The sequence below is a fragment of the Martinezella lusitana genome, assembly GCF_900094565.1.
Taxonomy (GTDB): domain Bacteria; phylum Pseudomonadota; class Alphaproteobacteria; order Rhizobiales; family Rhizobiaceae; genus Rhizobium; species Rhizobium lusitanum.
Window position 1 is genome coordinate 1 of record NZ_FMAF01000042.1, and the last position, 13143, is coordinate 13143.

Genomic DNA, 13143 nt, shown 5'->3' on the forward strand with positions numbered 1-13143 from the left:
GAGCTGTCGATCATCTGGATGTCGCCATCGTAAGCTTCTGATATTGCGTTGAGAATACGCTCCCAGTGCCCAGCATGGCGCCACCGGTTGAAGCGATTTACGCAGGTGGTATAGGGACCATATCGAGCCGGGATATCCGCCCAGGGCGCACCCGTTCTCAGTCGCCAGAAGATACCATTCAGCACCCGCCGATCATCAACCCTCGCCTTGCCGCGTACCTTCGTTGGAAGAAGCGGTTCAATCACCGACCATTCGAAATCCGTCAAATCAAAGCGAGCCATCACTGCCTCCAAATCAACGGAAGCAGTGAATCACAATCCATTAAAAACAAAAACTATTTTATGGGTATGTGACCTAGGGCACTGAGTCGTTCTTTATGATCGGTGGAATGGGATTCCGGCGGCGGGATTTTGTGGAGGTTCCAAGCGTTTTTCGACGCAATCAGACGGCCTCGACAACTCAACTTCAAAGAGTTATGCAACGAACAAATTGTGATCACATAACGTCAATGTCGATATGATTCCAATAGTGAAGTGAAGCTCCACTACCTGAAGTCAGCCCACCGAGCGAAGGAGTTGCTCCCGTTGAAACAACCAGACATGCCAGCCTTTGAAAGACCTGCGGGCATGACAACCCAAGAGTATGTTTTTGAGCGGCTCAGACAGGCTATCATGGTGGGAGCATTCAAACCAGGCACATCACTTACCATCCGCGGGCTAGCCGATATTTTAGACAGCAGCCCAACGCCGGTTAGGGAGGCACTGAGACAGTTAACTTCAGTTGGCGCTTTGCATCTTTTGGAAAACCGCCGGATCGTCGTCCCAAGAACGACGCCAGCGCGTTTCGAGGAACTCATTTCCCTGCGCATCGCGCTGGAAAGTCACGCAGCACGAAGAGCGGTCATGCACCTTTCGGAGCTGCAGATCGACCAGCTGGTCGTGTTGGATGATGCCATAGAGGCTGCAATTTCCGTCGGAGACAAGGCTGGAGCACTTATTGCCAACCAGGAGTTTCATCGACGCATTTATATGGCAAATCCTGCGCAACTCGCGATGCCGATGATAGAGAGCTTGTGGCTTCAGCTTGGACCTTTACTTGGAATAGCTATGGAGCATGTTGCAGAATTCTATCTTGTTGATCGCCATCAAGAGGCGATTGAGGCATTGCGACAACGTGACGAGGAGGCTGTCGCCCGGGCAATTGACGCTGATATTCGCGAAGGTGTCGGAGGGCTTGATGGCGGCGCAATCGAACGGCTTCTAAAGCTCACCGGATGAGCAATAAAAATACTATGAGCGTGCAACTCTGGCCAACGATCGCATAGCTTTGAAATCGGCGCCGATCCACAAATGAGAATCTCCAATCGGAAAATGAACTAGCAATCCGACAGAGCAGCGAGCCGCGCCGCCTCGTCCATTATGTCCATCAGACAAAAAGTACTTAGGTGGTCTTGACTGGAACCGAACTCACAGCCCCATAGTGGCTGCCATTGGTCAGCCGCAAATCTCTTGAAAATTCCCTGACTTCACCTTCATCTTATTAATCCGAAGATCCAGCAATTAGATCTCGTGGACCTTCACAGCCACCTGCTGTCTTGGATACGATGACTGGGGCAACGCGAAGAGCCCACACGCGATTTCATCACCGCCACCAATCCGCAGCCTGAAAGCTGCACGCTATCGGCAAGGCCGAACAGGTCGAGCTATCGATGTTCGACGGTAATGGCCGCCAAATCGACGGCCTAGGCGATTCCAACCGTCGATTTGCCGGTCCCCGGCACATCTCTCTTTCATTATTCTCCTGATGTCAGCGAAAGACAGGAGAAACGAATGCGCGGCGCGGATATTCTAGTAGATATGCTCATCGGATACGGCGTTGACACGATCTTTGGCGTGCCGGGGGATACCAACGTACCGCTCTATGAAGCACTCCAGCACCACGAAGACAAAATTCGCCATGTGATGGCCCGCGACGAGCGATCCGCAGGCTTCATGGCCGATGCTTATGGACGATTCACCAACAAGCCGGGCGTGTTCGAATGCCCGTCGGGCGCGGGCGCGATGTATTCATTGCCACCTGTGGCGGAATCGAACGGATCGTCGGTGCCCGTGATCCTGCTGACAATCGACATTCCATTGCCCGGCGAGGGGCGCGGCGTCCTGACGGAATTGGACTGCGCGAAACTGTTCGAGCCGGTCACGAAGCTCTCCTTGCAGGTAAAAACGCCGGAGAAGCTGCCCGAAAGGGGGCGTCGCCTTAAGCTGGGACAGGGTGCGCGTCTGGCATCGTGTCAGCCTTCACGCGTTGATTAACATAGTGATCTGCCGCCATGTTGCGTTGGCGTTGGAGCGAAGCTGGCGGTGATCTGCTGCGGTCAGGTGTTTGCGGTGAAGAAGAAAGAGATTGGCGATCTGGCCGTGGGTTGAAATGAAACGCTGGCATTGCCGCGCCGACTTGAAGCGCATCATGCGCCGTTCCCGTCGTCGCACGGGAAGATGTGAATTCTCGGCGCGGTTGTTGATGCCCTTATGTGACCGATGCTCGACGCCCGGCATCAATTCGGACTTGGCGGCAGAGTAGGACCGCAGCTTGTCGGTGATCATAACCCGTGGGGTGGTACCCTGACCCTTGAGCAGTTTGCGCATCAGCCGGAGGGCGGCTCGCTTGTTTCTCCGGCTTTGCAGCAGGGCGTCGAGGACGTAACCGTTTACATCGACTGCCCGCCACAGCCAGAATTTCTTCCCCTTGATCGTCACCACCATTTCGTCGAGCTGCCATTTATCAGCAAATTGACCGCGGGACCGTCGACGAAGCTGATGAGCGAATTTGAGGCCGAACTTCGCAGCCCATTCCGAGACGGTCTGAAACGAGACCTCAATGCCGCGCTCGGCCAGCAGATCTTCGACGTCTCGAAAGCTGAGTGGAAACCGGTAATAGAGCCAGACCGCATAGGCGATGATCTCGGCGGGAAAACGGTGGCGTCTGAAATGAGCAGGAGAGATTTCGGTCATTGCCACCAATACCAACCCGTTCACCACAGACACGTTAATCCGACGCTACCCGCAGACCAATTGCTGCACCCAGTCCCCAACGCGTCGAGGTTCGGCAGGCTCAGTGGACCGCTCCTACAATCTTCCGCGCGGCCCGCTGCGCAGGCCTCGGCGACATGAAAAAGCGTGTTAAAGCCCTCGTCGCCATATCGTGCCGCGTCAGGAGCGCCGCCGCAGCCGACGGAATCGAGAACGCAGAGGAAGACGCGTGCCATGGGCTCGATCTCACGAAAGCTGGAAGCGGCCAAGCGAACGACGGCGGATTAACTCAATGACTTCGTAAAAGGCCCAGCCGATCGCCGACAGCAGCATGACCATACCGATGACGGCCGCCGTGTCGCTGTTTTCCTGGCCCGAGGAAAGAAGGTAACCGATACCCTCGTTGGCACCGATCAGCTCGCCGATGACGGCGGCGGTCATGGCAAGCGTCGTGGCGACCGCCATGCCGGCAAGTACGGAAGGGAGCGCTGAGGGCAGCTCGATATGCCGAAAGCGTTGCCAGGGACCGAGCTTCAGCACCGAGGCGAGATCGCGGAAGCTCCCCTCCCCGTAGCGTAGCCCGGTGACCATCCCCGTCATGACGGGGAAGAAAGTGACGATCGCGATCAGCACAATTTTCGGCGCCGGGCCAATGCCGAGCCAAAGAAGAAGGAGTGGCGCGATCGCGATTTTCGGAGCGGTCTGCAGAAGCAGGATCAACGGTGTGGCAAAGCGTTCGACACGGGGCAGGCGTGAGAAAACGACGCCAGCAAAAATGCCGGCGACGGCTCCGATGATGAAACCCGCGACGATTTCCGACAGTGTTACCCAGATATGCCGGGCGAGCTTGGCGTTCTCGAACAGGAAGGCGACGCGTTCGAACACCTCGGCGGGTCCCGGCAAGAGAAAGGCTGGGACATTGAAGATAAAAACGATCGCCGTCCAAAGAACAAGGGTCACGATCAGACCCGCTATGCCGCGCAGAATCATGCTTATTGACCGATGGTTGAAGGATCGACGACGAAATCGGCGGCCTTCGGGGCGCTGTCGATCACCTTGTACTGCGCCAGTATGTCGGCGCTCTTCTGCCAGCCGCCCATATCGGCCGCACCGAGGCCTTTTTGCTGGGTGAGCGGGCTTTGCCAGACGGATGGGATGAAAGTTTGCTCGAAAGCGGTCGTCAGAATTCCCTTCTGGTCCTTCGGCCAGGTCGGCGTGTACTTGCTGAACGTGATGTCCAGCGCCTCCGAAGTGTGACCATCGATGACCCATTGATAGGACTGCGTGACCGCAGTGGTGAAGCGTTTCACGACGTCGGCGTTCTGCGCAAGCTTCTTGTCACTGGTAACGACCACGTTGCCGAAGGACGGCAGGAAGCCATTCGACAAGATCATGGTCACCTTGGTGCCGTCAGCTTCCAGATTGTACTTGCGCAGTTCCGAGAATACGATGGCATCGACTTGCTCAGCCTTTAGCGCCGGGATGATGGCACCAGTAGCGACGACTTCGACGGATACGTCATCGAGCTTCAGACCCGCTTGTTGCAGGCCGACCTGAAGTTGCAGGTAGTTCGGGCTGGCCAGGCTGGTGACGGCAATCTTCTTGCCCTTCAGGTCCTTGTAGGACTTGATCCCACTCGATTCTTTGGCGAGCAGAGCGCCAATGCCGCGCTGGTAAGTGGTGTGGACCACCTTGACCGGCAGACCGTTGGCGGCAGCGGCAATGACGGCGTCACCGTTCGGGAAGCCGAAATCGACGTTGCCGGCTGCGATATTGGTCAGGATGTCGGCGGCGGCGGCATAGATGAATTCGACCTCGATGCCGTTCTTTTCAAAAATGCCCTTCTCTACGCCAGCATAAAGCGGTGCGTAGAAGGGTGCTGCGGCACCGTCGATCTGCAGCACGACCTTGTCAGCTGCTTCGGCGGTGATAGCAAATAGGGGCGAGGCACTGAGGGCAATGAGACTTGCCACAGTCGTCGCGCGAAACTGGATCATTGTTGTTATCCCCTGAGTTCCCATTCTGTGGAGGAAAATAGCCTTCCTGCAATGCGCAGAAGGTTGCGCTGGGTTGCCTCATAGTCGTCGAGCCAGCTGTCGGTGGCACGATTCCCATGGACACCAAGTAGGCAGCCGGTTTCAAGGCCAATGGCTCCGCCGACGGTCATAGTGATCTCGCTCTCCATCTCGACGCCGATGGCACCCTCAGCCTGGAAGCGTCCAATGAAATTGGCGGACAGGTCCTGCCCGTCATCAACGGGGCGATAGCGGCGGTCCTGGCCGAAATAATAGCTGTCCGTGGACGCAACCACGCCCGGTCGACAGGTGAGGCCAAGTTCTGTTGCAGCACCGACAAGACCGGCGACGATACGAGAGGAAGCTTTCGCCTCACCACCCACCGCGCGGTATGTGCGGGCTGTGCCGGTATCGCCAAGGGCGCGATCTACCGCCACGAAAGAGCCGGGCGCATATTCCGCTACCAAGGAGGACATCCCGCCGATCCGTACAACACGCTTGGCGCCGAGCATGGCGAGTTCCACCAAAGCGATCTCGGTTGATGGGCCACCGATACCGGTTGAGCAGATCGTCAACCGCTGGCCCTCATAGATGCCGGTGATAACGGCGAATTCCCGCTTGCGGCCGAAATCCGTCACCTCTTCCAACATGTCGGCCAGCAGTCGCACGCGATCGGGATCACCGGGGGTGAGGACATTCTCGGCGATATCACCGGTACCGCATGGAAGATGCGGCGGCCGCCCATTCTCCCAAGGGAAGGCGGCGCTGGTCATGCTCATTTTTTCACGCCCTTCCAGTAGAGTAGTCGATTTTCGAGAATGCTCAATGCGACATGCATGAGTTGTCCGAGGAAAGTCGTCAACAGAACGGCCGCGAACAGCAGCGGCGTCTTGTAAGTCGCCCCGGCATAGGTCATCAGGTAGCCGAGGCCGAGTTTGCCGGACATCCACTCCGCAAGGACTGCGCCGACCAGAGCCTGCACCGCGCCGATCTTTAGGCCGACGAAGATTTCTGGCATTGCGGCAGGCAGCTCGATCTGGCGGAACCGCTGGAGGTTGCCGAGGCCCAACAGTTTGGCTAAATCCTTCATCTTCGGATCAAGCGCCCGGAAGCCGGCGCAAGCGCCGATGAAAACCGGAAAGAAGACCAGTGAGAAGATCAGGATGACCTTGGATAGGACACCGAATCCGAACCACACGACGAAGAGTGGCGCGAGCGCGATCTTCGGTGCCGTTTGGAGAATGACGAGCGGACCATCGAGCCAGACCGCCAGCTTCTGAAAGCGGGTCATCACATAAGCCAGCGCGATTCCCGCCACGGAGCCAAGTACAAGGCCGAGAATGATGTTCTGTAGCGTGAAACCGAGATGCAGCCAGAGCTCACCGGTCACCGCGATGCCCGCCAGCGCGTTCCAAGTGCGCAATGGTGACGGGAGGAGATAGGTCGGCATCGCCATCGGGCCAGTTGCGAACCACCAGGCAACCAGAAGCGCGACAAGTGCCAGCGAATAATCAATCCACGCGATAAGGCGCTTGACCATCAGCTCCTCTCCCCACCTGGCGTCCTTAGATCGCGGCGGAGCTGGGCGACGAGTGCGTGATAGGCCGGATCGAGCTTCGTCTCCTCACCGCGCGGACGGGCGAGAGTGACATCATGAACGCATTTCAGTTTGCCGGGGCGAGCGGTCATTACCATTACCCGGTCAGCGAGATAGGCGGCTTCCTCGACACTGTGGGTGACGAGCAGGATGGTCTTGCCGGTCGATTGCCAAATGCGCAACAATTCATCGTTCAGCGTGTCGCGGGTCAAAAGGTCGACGGCAGAAAACGGTTCGTCCATAAGAAGAATCTGTGGGTCGTCGGAAAGCGAACGGGCGATTGCAGTACGTTGGCGCATGCCCCCGGAGAGCTGGCGCGGCAGGGCATTTTCGAAGCCGGCCAGCCCAACCATCTTGATAAGGTCAAGCGCCTTCCTGTCAGCTTCGAGGCGGCTGACGTTGGCGGTATCGAGCGGAAAGCGAACGTTTTCGAGGGTCGTCTTCCACGGCAGCAAAACCGGCTCCTGGAAAACAAAGCCGACGGGACGCTTACGGCCGGCCGTATCAAGCGTGATCGTGCCACCACTCGACTGATCAAGGCCGGAGATGAGGCGCAGCAAGGTTGACTTTCCGCAGCCGGAGGGTCCGACGATTGCAATGAACTCGCCTTCCTTGATGGTAATGCTGAGCGGCTCCAGAGCCGTCACCGTCCCATGGTCCGCGACGAATGTCTTGTGAACACCCGCAATATCGATCATCCGCTCCGACTGCACCACCCGAAAACTCCATGTATCAGATACAGGAAAAGCCATAAGCCTTTCGACGATCAGCAGCCGCTCTGCCGCCTTCCCATCTAAGAAAGAGGCAAAGCTTTCACAAAACCTTCACCGACGCAACTTGAATCTCAAAGATGAGATTCGTATCATAATTGCTTCAATATATCCAACATGGAACCGGTTGAGGCCGCAGCCTGGGGCGAAGCGCTCTTAGGATCTCTTAGGATTAGGATAAAGTCTGCCGCACATCGGCCTTTAGGACGTGTCGTCAAAACTGGTCAGTCATGCCGTTGGAAACCTGCAGGGCTTCGCTCGAGAGCGGAAAGCCAAATCCTTCTTGGCCCGCTGTACAAACTGTCCGTCAACGGGCGCGACGTGCGTTTTCTGTCTAGGAGCAGCTTGGGCAGCCAGCGGGCTTTCCTTTGCTAACCGGCAGTCGCAAACTCGGCGATTCCACCATGAGCAGCTGACCATTTTGAGGGCTCATTCAAAAAGCTCTCAACTTCATCGAGAACGGCAGCCTTGAAATGCCCTGTCTCTTTAGCAGCGGCCAACACATCCCACCAGGTAGTAAGATAGTGCAGATTGATGTTCAATTCAGACATGAGCTCCCGGCTGTTCGGGAAGATGTCATAGTAGAAGAAGACAAAGCAATGATCGACTTGAACTCCTGCCTTCCTCAGGGCCTCGCAGAAATTGACTTTGCTCCGACCGTCCGTCGCGAGATCTTCAACCAAAAGCGTGCGAGCTCCAACGGCGATGTCACCTTCAATTTGAGCATTTCGTCCAAAGCCCTTTGCTTTCTTTCTTACATATTGCATCGGGAGCATCAGACGATCAGAGATCCAAGCGGCAAAAGGAATACCCGCCGTCTCTCCACCGGCGATAGTATCCAAGGATTCATAGCCGATATCACGGACTATTGTTGCTGCGGCAAAGTCCACTAGTGCCGATCGCAACCTCGGATAAGAGATGATCTTCCGGCAATCGATATAAACCGGACTCGCCCATCCCGAGGTGAAGAAGAACGGCTTTTCGTCGTAGAAGTGAATTGCCTTTATCTCGAGCAGCATTCTTGCAGCTTGTCTGGCGATATGTTGTCGATCGGCTATAGCGGATAAGCTCTGCATTGGGTGCTCCGTGCAATGATTGCCAGGTTTGCGCTGGTCGTCTAAAAAATGAAAAACAGTCTCTTTTTACATATTTTCTTGTAAAGTCAAGCGACCGGCTCAACACCCTTTCTCAAACGGCGAAACATAAGTGGGGATTCACTTATTTTATAGATTAATCCCAAAATTGAGATAATTGCTTGCAAGGGAGACGCTGAAATGTATAGTTAGGCATTCAGGCCAATGAACAAAAAAGGGAACGTCAATGGTCAGCGAGCAGATTGCCGTTACCGGGGAAATCGAACCGCCCTTTGCTGAGGTCACGTCTCAGGCAAAGAAAGCGCTCCTTGGCTCAGCACTGGGTTATGCCATGGATGGCTTTGATCTCTTGATCCTAGGCTTCATGCTCAAGAATATCTCCGCCGATCTGGCGCTCTCTCCGGTTCAAGCCGCCTCTCTTGTCACTGCCACGCTGATTGGCGCGGTGATCGGCGGCTTCATATTTGGCGTGCTCGCCGACAGGATTGGGCGTGTACGCGTGCTCACCTGGACAATCTTATTATTCGCGGTTTTCACAGGTCTTTGTGCCGTCTCTCAGGGCTATTGGGATCTGTTAGCCTACCGCACAATCGCCGGCCTCGGTCTGGGAGGCGAATTTGGTATTGGCATGGCGCTCGTCGCTGAAGCTTGGCCTGCGACGAAGCGAGCCCGTGCTTCTTCGTATGTGGGACTGGGTTGGCAACTGGGCGTCCTGGCCGCTGCGATCGTGACGCCGGCTTTACTGCCAATCGTTGGTTGGCGTGGGATGTTTTTGTTGGGAGTATTTCCGGCTGTCGCTGCTTATTTCATCAGACATTCACTTCATGAGCCTCAGATATTTGAATTGCGGAAAAGTGAGGCAAGTCCGTCTATTGGTCTGTTGGTGTGCGATGTGTCGGCGCTTAAGCGTAGCGCGGGAATGGTCGTGCTCTGTTCAGTTCAGAACTTCTGCTACTACGGCGTTATGATCTGGTTGCCAAATTATCTGGCTTCCCGGTTCGGATTTGCGCTTACTCAATCTGCCATCTGGACGTCCGTCACGATCGCAGGCATGGCGGTTGGAATCTTTTCATTTGGCCATATCGCAGATCGCATCGGGCGCAGGCCGACATTCCTGACCTATATGATCGGCGCATCGATTATGGTCGTGGTTTACTCTCAGCTTACCGATCCGATCGCCCTCCTCATCAACGGCGCGATCATGGGCTTCTTCGTCAATGGAATGATTGGCGGTTACGGCGCCCTGATCAGCGAACTGTATCCGACCCACGTCCGTGCAACCGCGCAAAACGTCCTATTCAATATCGGCCGCGGTGTCGGCGGCTTCGGGCCGCTCGTCGTTGGAGCATTGGCATCGGCCTATAGCTTCGAAACAGCGATAGCATTTCTAGCCGCCCTGTATCTTGTCGATATTGCAGCCTTGCTCGCGCTCATTCCCGAGCGTCGCGGCGCAGAACTGAACTGAATCCAGGCTTCAGCCGATGAACATTTGTCACCAATCCACCATTTCCGCCGATCAGGCCCCCTGGAATGCGACAGTCGCCAGGGATGTAACGGAAGTCGTATCGAACACCGCTGTCAACGCCGAGTACTGGCATCTGGTTGCGCTATGTGGGGAAATCACAGCTGGTGCCCGACCCGGGCAATTCTTTCAGCTGCTATGCCCACAGCCGCTGGACGAAAAACCGTTTCTACGTCGGCCAATGAGCCTTTATCATGCCGACCCGGAGCGCGGCCGTGTAGAATTCCTATATAAGGTTACCGGTGCAGGTACCCGCGGCTTGTCGATGTTGAAATCCGGGGACACACTCGACATTGTCGGTCCACTTGGAGTTGGCTTTACCATCGACAGTTCCTGGCGGAATATCGTGTTGGTTGGACGGGGTGCCGGGCTGGCAACGCTGGTACCTATCGCTTCGGTCGCGAGACGTCAGGGCACGAATGTTACAGCGCTCTTTAGCGCTCGCCACCCAGATCTTATCGTTTCCGAAGATGTTCTGCGAAACCTCGGCGCCAGTGTGATCACGGTAACGGACGCCCAATCGACAAGCGATCCGACAACCGTCGAAGAAATTTTGCGGGAGCTTATTCGCGGGCTTCGCTGTGACGCATTGTTTACCTGTGGCTCGGCACGTCTCATGCGGATACAGCAAGCCCTGTCAAGGGAGTTCGACATACCCGCGCAGGCAGCGCTGGAAGAGCAGATGGCATGCGGGTTGGGGCATTGCTATTGTTGCGTTCGCGATTTCAACGCCGAAAGCCAGATAGTCAGTCGCCGCATATGTACCGAAGGGCCGGTATTTGACCTGCAGGAGGTCATGCTGTGACAAGTCACTATGCAGTGGATCTAACCACCGAGATTGGCCGCCTGCGGTTGCGCACTCCGATCATGCCTGCGTCGGGTACCTTTGCCGATGGATTGGCGAAGGCCGTGGATTTCGATCGCCTCGGAGCGCTGGTTACCAAGACCATTACGCGCGAATTGAGAGCCGGCAATCCCCTGCCCAGAGTTGTCGAACGCCAAGGTGCAATGCTGAACGCCATTGGCATACCGTCCATGGGGGTGGAGCATTTTCTAAACGACGTGATACCGCTTTACCGGTGCTACGAGCCACCCCTTGTCGTCAGCATTTCTGCGCCGACTGCCGAAGGATTTGCAAGTCTTGCCGCAGAGCTCACGGTGCCGGGCGTTGCGGCGATTGAAGCGAACATATCCTGTCCGAATATCGAGGAAGACGGAAAGGCGTTTGCAATGGAGCCGACATCGACCTGGAAGGTCACGGATGCTCTTCGACAAGCGACCACCCTTCCCCTTTGGGTCAAGCTTACTCCCAACACTGGCGACATCCCGTCGGTTGCGCAGGCAGCCGAAGAGGCAGGAGCCGACGCCGTCGTTGTTGCGAACACGATCCTGTCGATGGCCATTGATGTGAAGAGCTTCAAGCCAAGCCTGGGCAACATCCTGGGAGGACTTTCTGGTCCTGCCGTAAAGCCAATCATCCTGCGACAGGTGTACCAATGCGCCAAGAAGGTACGAATCCCCGTGATCGGATGCGGAGGAGTTACCAGCGCCGAAGATGCCATCGAATATATCTTGGCGGGCGCTGCTGCCGTGCAAGTCGGAACGGCAACGTTTTTGCGACCCGATGCGATGACACAAATCTTGGATGACATGCAGGCGTTTTGCACCAGGCGCGGGATTGATCGTGTCGCAAGCCTGATAGGCGGTCTCGTCCTGGATGACAGCCAAACAAGTCAGACACGGCGGATGGATCCGCTATGAGCAAGAAAAGCGCCCTTGTCCCGAGCGATCCAAACACATTTGGAAGCATACATCAGATGGTGGAGGAACTTTTCGCCTCGCTTCGAGCCGCAACGGGGGATGGCGCCGGCATAACCCGGGAAGCTTACAGCGCGCAGGAAACGGCAGCGCTCGATATCATCGAAGCTGCGGCAATGAAGCACGGCCTTGCGAGCGAGCGGGATGCTGGAGCAAATCTTGTCGTGACATTGGAGGGGGCCCAACCGCAGCTCGGTTTCATGGCCTGCGGATCCCACATTGATTCGGTTCCACAAGGAGGAAACTTCGACGGCGCCGCAGGCGTGATTGCCGGCTTGGCCGCCTTGGTCAGCCTAAAACGCGAAGGATTTCTACCAAAACGGACTCTCAAGCTGTTTGCTCTTCGTGGAGAAGAGAGTGCCCGGTTCGGCAAAGCATATCTGGGGTCGAGCGCGTTGGTCGGCCAACTCAAGTCGATAGAGCTCGACACTCATGAAAGCAACGGAGCAAAGACGCTGGAGCAATGCATGCGCGATGTCGGCGCCGACGTGGCCCGCATTCGCTTAGGACAGCCACTGATCGAGCTGGCGCGCATGACCGGTTGGCTCGAGCTCCATATCGAGCAAGGTCCCGTGCTGGCGGCAAGAAATCTTCCTATCGGTATCGTGACCGGTATCCGCGGTAACATCCGCCATCGCGCCATCAGATGTATCGGCGAGGCCGGGCATTCAGGAACGGTTCCTCGCTGGCTGCGTCATGACGCCGTCTTCGCAACAGCCGAGCTCATCACACGTCTCGACCAGCATTGGCGCAAACTGCTCGAGGAAGGCCACGACATTGTCATCACGTCCGGCGTCTTCGGGACGGATCCACGCGAGCATGCCATAGCGCGCATACCAGGTGAGGTCAGCTTTTCATTTGAAGCGCGAAGCCAGAGTGAAGCCACACTCGGTGCCTTTTATCAGCTGTTCCTTGCCGAATGCAGCAATGTCGCGCGCGAGTGGGGCGTGCGCTTCGACCTTGATCGCAAGCTTGAAGTCGCATCCGCGGCAATGAGCGACGATTGGGTGGAACGGCTGAAACGCATTGCCGCAAAACTGGACATCGCTTGCATGGATATGGCAAGCGGCGCCGGTCACGATGCCGCAGTCTTTGCGAATGTCGGCATTCCCGCCGCCATGATCTTCGTGCGCAACGAGATGGGATCTCACAACCCCAGGGAAGCGATGGAGGTCGACGACCTCATGGTGGGGTGCGCGGTTATACGCGAAGCGCTGGTGGAGGTTTTATCGTAATCAATTCAAGACGGTGGAGGAAACACCCGTAATCGGGTCAGACCCGCATGCAGCTTTTTTCAA

At 56.4% G+C, this 13143-nt stretch carries 14 protein-coding genes and 1 pseudogene; 6 read left to right on the forward strand and 9 right to left on the reverse strand.

Going from position 1 to position 13143, the window contains the following annotated elements; genetic code table 11:
* A partial coding sequence (locus GA0061101_RS35400) for an IS5 family transposase (RefSeq protein ID WP_141694159.1) occupies positions 1-281 on the reverse strand: 281 nt, incomplete at its 3' end.
* 318 nt (positions 282-599) lie between these two features.
* On the opposite strand from GA0061101_RS35400, the gene GA0061101_RS35405 reads away from it, so the two are divergent.
* Both GA0061101_RS35405 and GA0061101_RS35410 read left to right on the forward strand, forming a co-directional pair.
* Positions 600-1277, forward strand: coding sequence for a GntR family transcriptional regulator (locus GA0061101_RS35405; RefSeq protein ID WP_425350053.1), 678 nt, complete (start codon positions 600-602; stop codon positions 1275-1277).
* 552 nt (positions 1278-1829) lie between these two features.
* The gene (locus tag GA0061101_RS35410) at positions 1830-2312 is read left to right on the forward strand and encodes a thiamine pyrophosphate-binding protein (protein WP_245297644.1); all 483 of its coding nucleotides are present in this window, start codon (positions 1830-1832) and stop codon (positions 2310-2312) included.
* On the opposite strand, the gene GA0061101_RS35415 is transcribed toward GA0061101_RS35410, so the two are convergent.
* The 8 genes and pseudogenes from GA0061101_RS35415 to GA0061101_RS35450 form a co-directional block, all read right to left on the reverse strand.
* Positions 2298-3011, reverse strand: a complete 714-nt coding sequence (locus GA0061101_RS35415) for an IS6 family transposase (RefSeq protein ID WP_037197833.1) — start codon at positions 3009-3011, stop codon at positions 2298-2300. The genes GA0061101_RS35410 and GA0061101_RS35415 overlap by 15 nt on opposite strands.
* A 68-nt stretch (positions 3012-3079) precedes the next feature.
* Positions 3080-3265, reverse strand: a pseudogene (locus tag GA0061101_RS40610) (phosphopentomutase); the annotation flags it as partial.
* 10 nt (positions 3266-3275) lie between these two features.
* Entirely contained in the window at positions 3276-3989 is a 714-nt protein-coding gene (locus tag GA0061101_RS35425) for an ABC transporter permease (RefSeq protein ID WP_245297645.1), read from the reverse strand.
* A 32-nt stretch (positions 3990-4021) separates the two neighbouring features.
* Entirely contained in the window at positions 4022-5026 is a 1005-nt protein-coding gene (locus GA0061101_RS35430) for an ABC transporter substrate-binding protein (RefSeq protein ID WP_092577089.1), read from the reverse strand.
* Between the two features lie 5 nt (positions 5027-5031).
* Positions 5032-5823: a nucleoside phosphorylase gene (locus GA0061101_RS35435; RefSeq protein ID WP_051963666.1), complete on the reverse strand. Its 792-nt coding sequence runs from the start codon at positions 5821-5823 to the stop codon at positions 5032-5034.
* The gene (locus GA0061101_RS35440; protein ID WP_092577091.1) at positions 5820-6584 is read right to left on the reverse strand and encodes an ABC transporter permease; all 765 of its coding nucleotides are present in this window, start codon (positions 6582-6584) and stop codon (positions 5820-5822) included. The genes GA0061101_RS35435 and GA0061101_RS35440 overlap by 4 nt, the downstream gene beginning before the upstream one ends.
* Positions 6584-7357, reverse strand: coding sequence for an ABC transporter ATP-binding protein (locus tag GA0061101_RS35445; protein WP_245297646.1), 774 nt, complete (start codon positions 7355-7357; stop codon positions 6584-6586). The genes GA0061101_RS35440 and GA0061101_RS35445 overlap by 1 nt, the downstream gene beginning before the upstream one ends.
* A gap of 425 nt (positions 7358-7782) precedes the next feature.
* The gene (locus tag GA0061101_RS35450; protein WP_037197843.1) at positions 7783-8487 is read right to left on the reverse strand and encodes an orotate phosphoribosyltransferase; all 705 of its coding nucleotides are present in this window, start codon (positions 8485-8487) and stop codon (positions 7783-7785) included.
* A 244-nt stretch (positions 8488-8731) separates the two neighbouring features.
* Between GA0061101_RS35450 and GA0061101_RS35455 the strand changes: the two genes are divergently transcribed.
* The 4 genes from GA0061101_RS35455 to GA0061101_RS35470 are packed head-to-tail and all read left to right on the forward strand — an operon-like array spanning position 8732 to position 13080.
* Positions 8732-9970 (forward strand): MFS transporter, encoded by a 1239-nt coding sequence (locus GA0061101_RS35455; RefSeq protein WP_051963669.1) that lies wholly within the window; start codon positions 8732-8734, stop codon positions 9968-9970.
* Between the two features lie 16 nt (positions 9971-9986).
* Complete coding sequence (locus GA0061101_RS35460) at positions 9987-10832, forward strand: dihydroorotate dehydrogenase electron transfer subunit (protein WP_037197844.1); 846 nt, start codon at positions 9987-9989, stop codon at positions 10830-10832.
* On the forward strand, positions 10829-11788 hold the full coding sequence (locus GA0061101_RS35465; protein ID WP_245297647.1) for a dihydroorotate dehydrogenase: 960 nt from the start codon (positions 10829-10831) through the stop codon (positions 11786-11788). The genes GA0061101_RS35460 and GA0061101_RS35465 overlap by 4 nt, the downstream gene beginning before the upstream one ends.
* Before the next feature lie 56 nt (positions 11789-11844).
* Entirely contained in the window at positions 11845-13080 is a 1236-nt protein-coding gene (locus tag GA0061101_RS35470) for a Zn-dependent hydrolase (protein ID WP_037197939.1), read from the forward strand.
* Positions 13081-13143 lie beyond the last annotated feature (63 nt).

What these genes read in the sequence shown, in the direction of transcription:
- GA0061101_RS35460 (WP_037197844.1), top strand. Translation starts at nt 9,987, where the DNA reads ATGAACATTTGTCACCAATCCACCATTTCCGCCGATCAGGCCCCCTGG.
- GA0061101_RS35430 (WP_092577089.1), bottom strand. Translation starts at nt 5,026, where the DNA reads ATGATCCAGTTTCGCGCGACGACTGTGGCAAGTCTCATTGCCCTCAGT.
- GA0061101_RS35410 (WP_245297644.1), top strand. Translation starts at nt 1,830, where the DNA reads ATGCGCGGCGCGGATATTCTAGTAGATATGCTCATCGGATACGGCGTT.
- GA0061101_RS35415 (WP_037197833.1), bottom strand. Translation starts at nt 3,011, where the DNA reads ATGACCGAAATCTCTCCTGCTCATTTCAGACGCCACCGTTTTCCCGCC.
- GA0061101_RS35440 (WP_092577091.1), bottom strand. Translation starts at nt 6,584, where the DNA reads ATGGTCAAGCGCCTTATCGCGTGGATTGATTATTCGCTGGCACTTGTC.
- GA0061101_RS35470 (WP_037197939.1), top strand. Translation starts at nt 11,845, where the DNA reads ATGGTGGAGGAACTTTTCGCCTCGCTTCGAGCCGCAACGGGGGATGGC.
- GA0061101_RS35455 (WP_051963669.1), top strand. Translation starts at nt 8,732, where the DNA reads ATGGTCAGCGAGCAGATTGCCGTTACCGGGGAAATCGAACCGCCCTTT.
- GA0061101_RS35435 (WP_051963666.1), bottom strand. Translation starts at nt 5,823, where the DNA reads ATGAGCATGACCAGCGCCGCCTTCCCTTGGGAGAATGGGCGGCCGCCG.
- GA0061101_RS35450 (WP_037197843.1), bottom strand. Translation starts at nt 8,487, where the DNA reads ATGCAGAGCTTATCCGCTATAGCCGATCGACAACATATCGCCAGACAA.
- GA0061101_RS35405 (WP_425350053.1), top strand. Translation starts at nt 600, where the DNA reads ATGCCAGCCTTTGAAAGACCTGCGGGCATGACAACCCAAGAGTATGTT.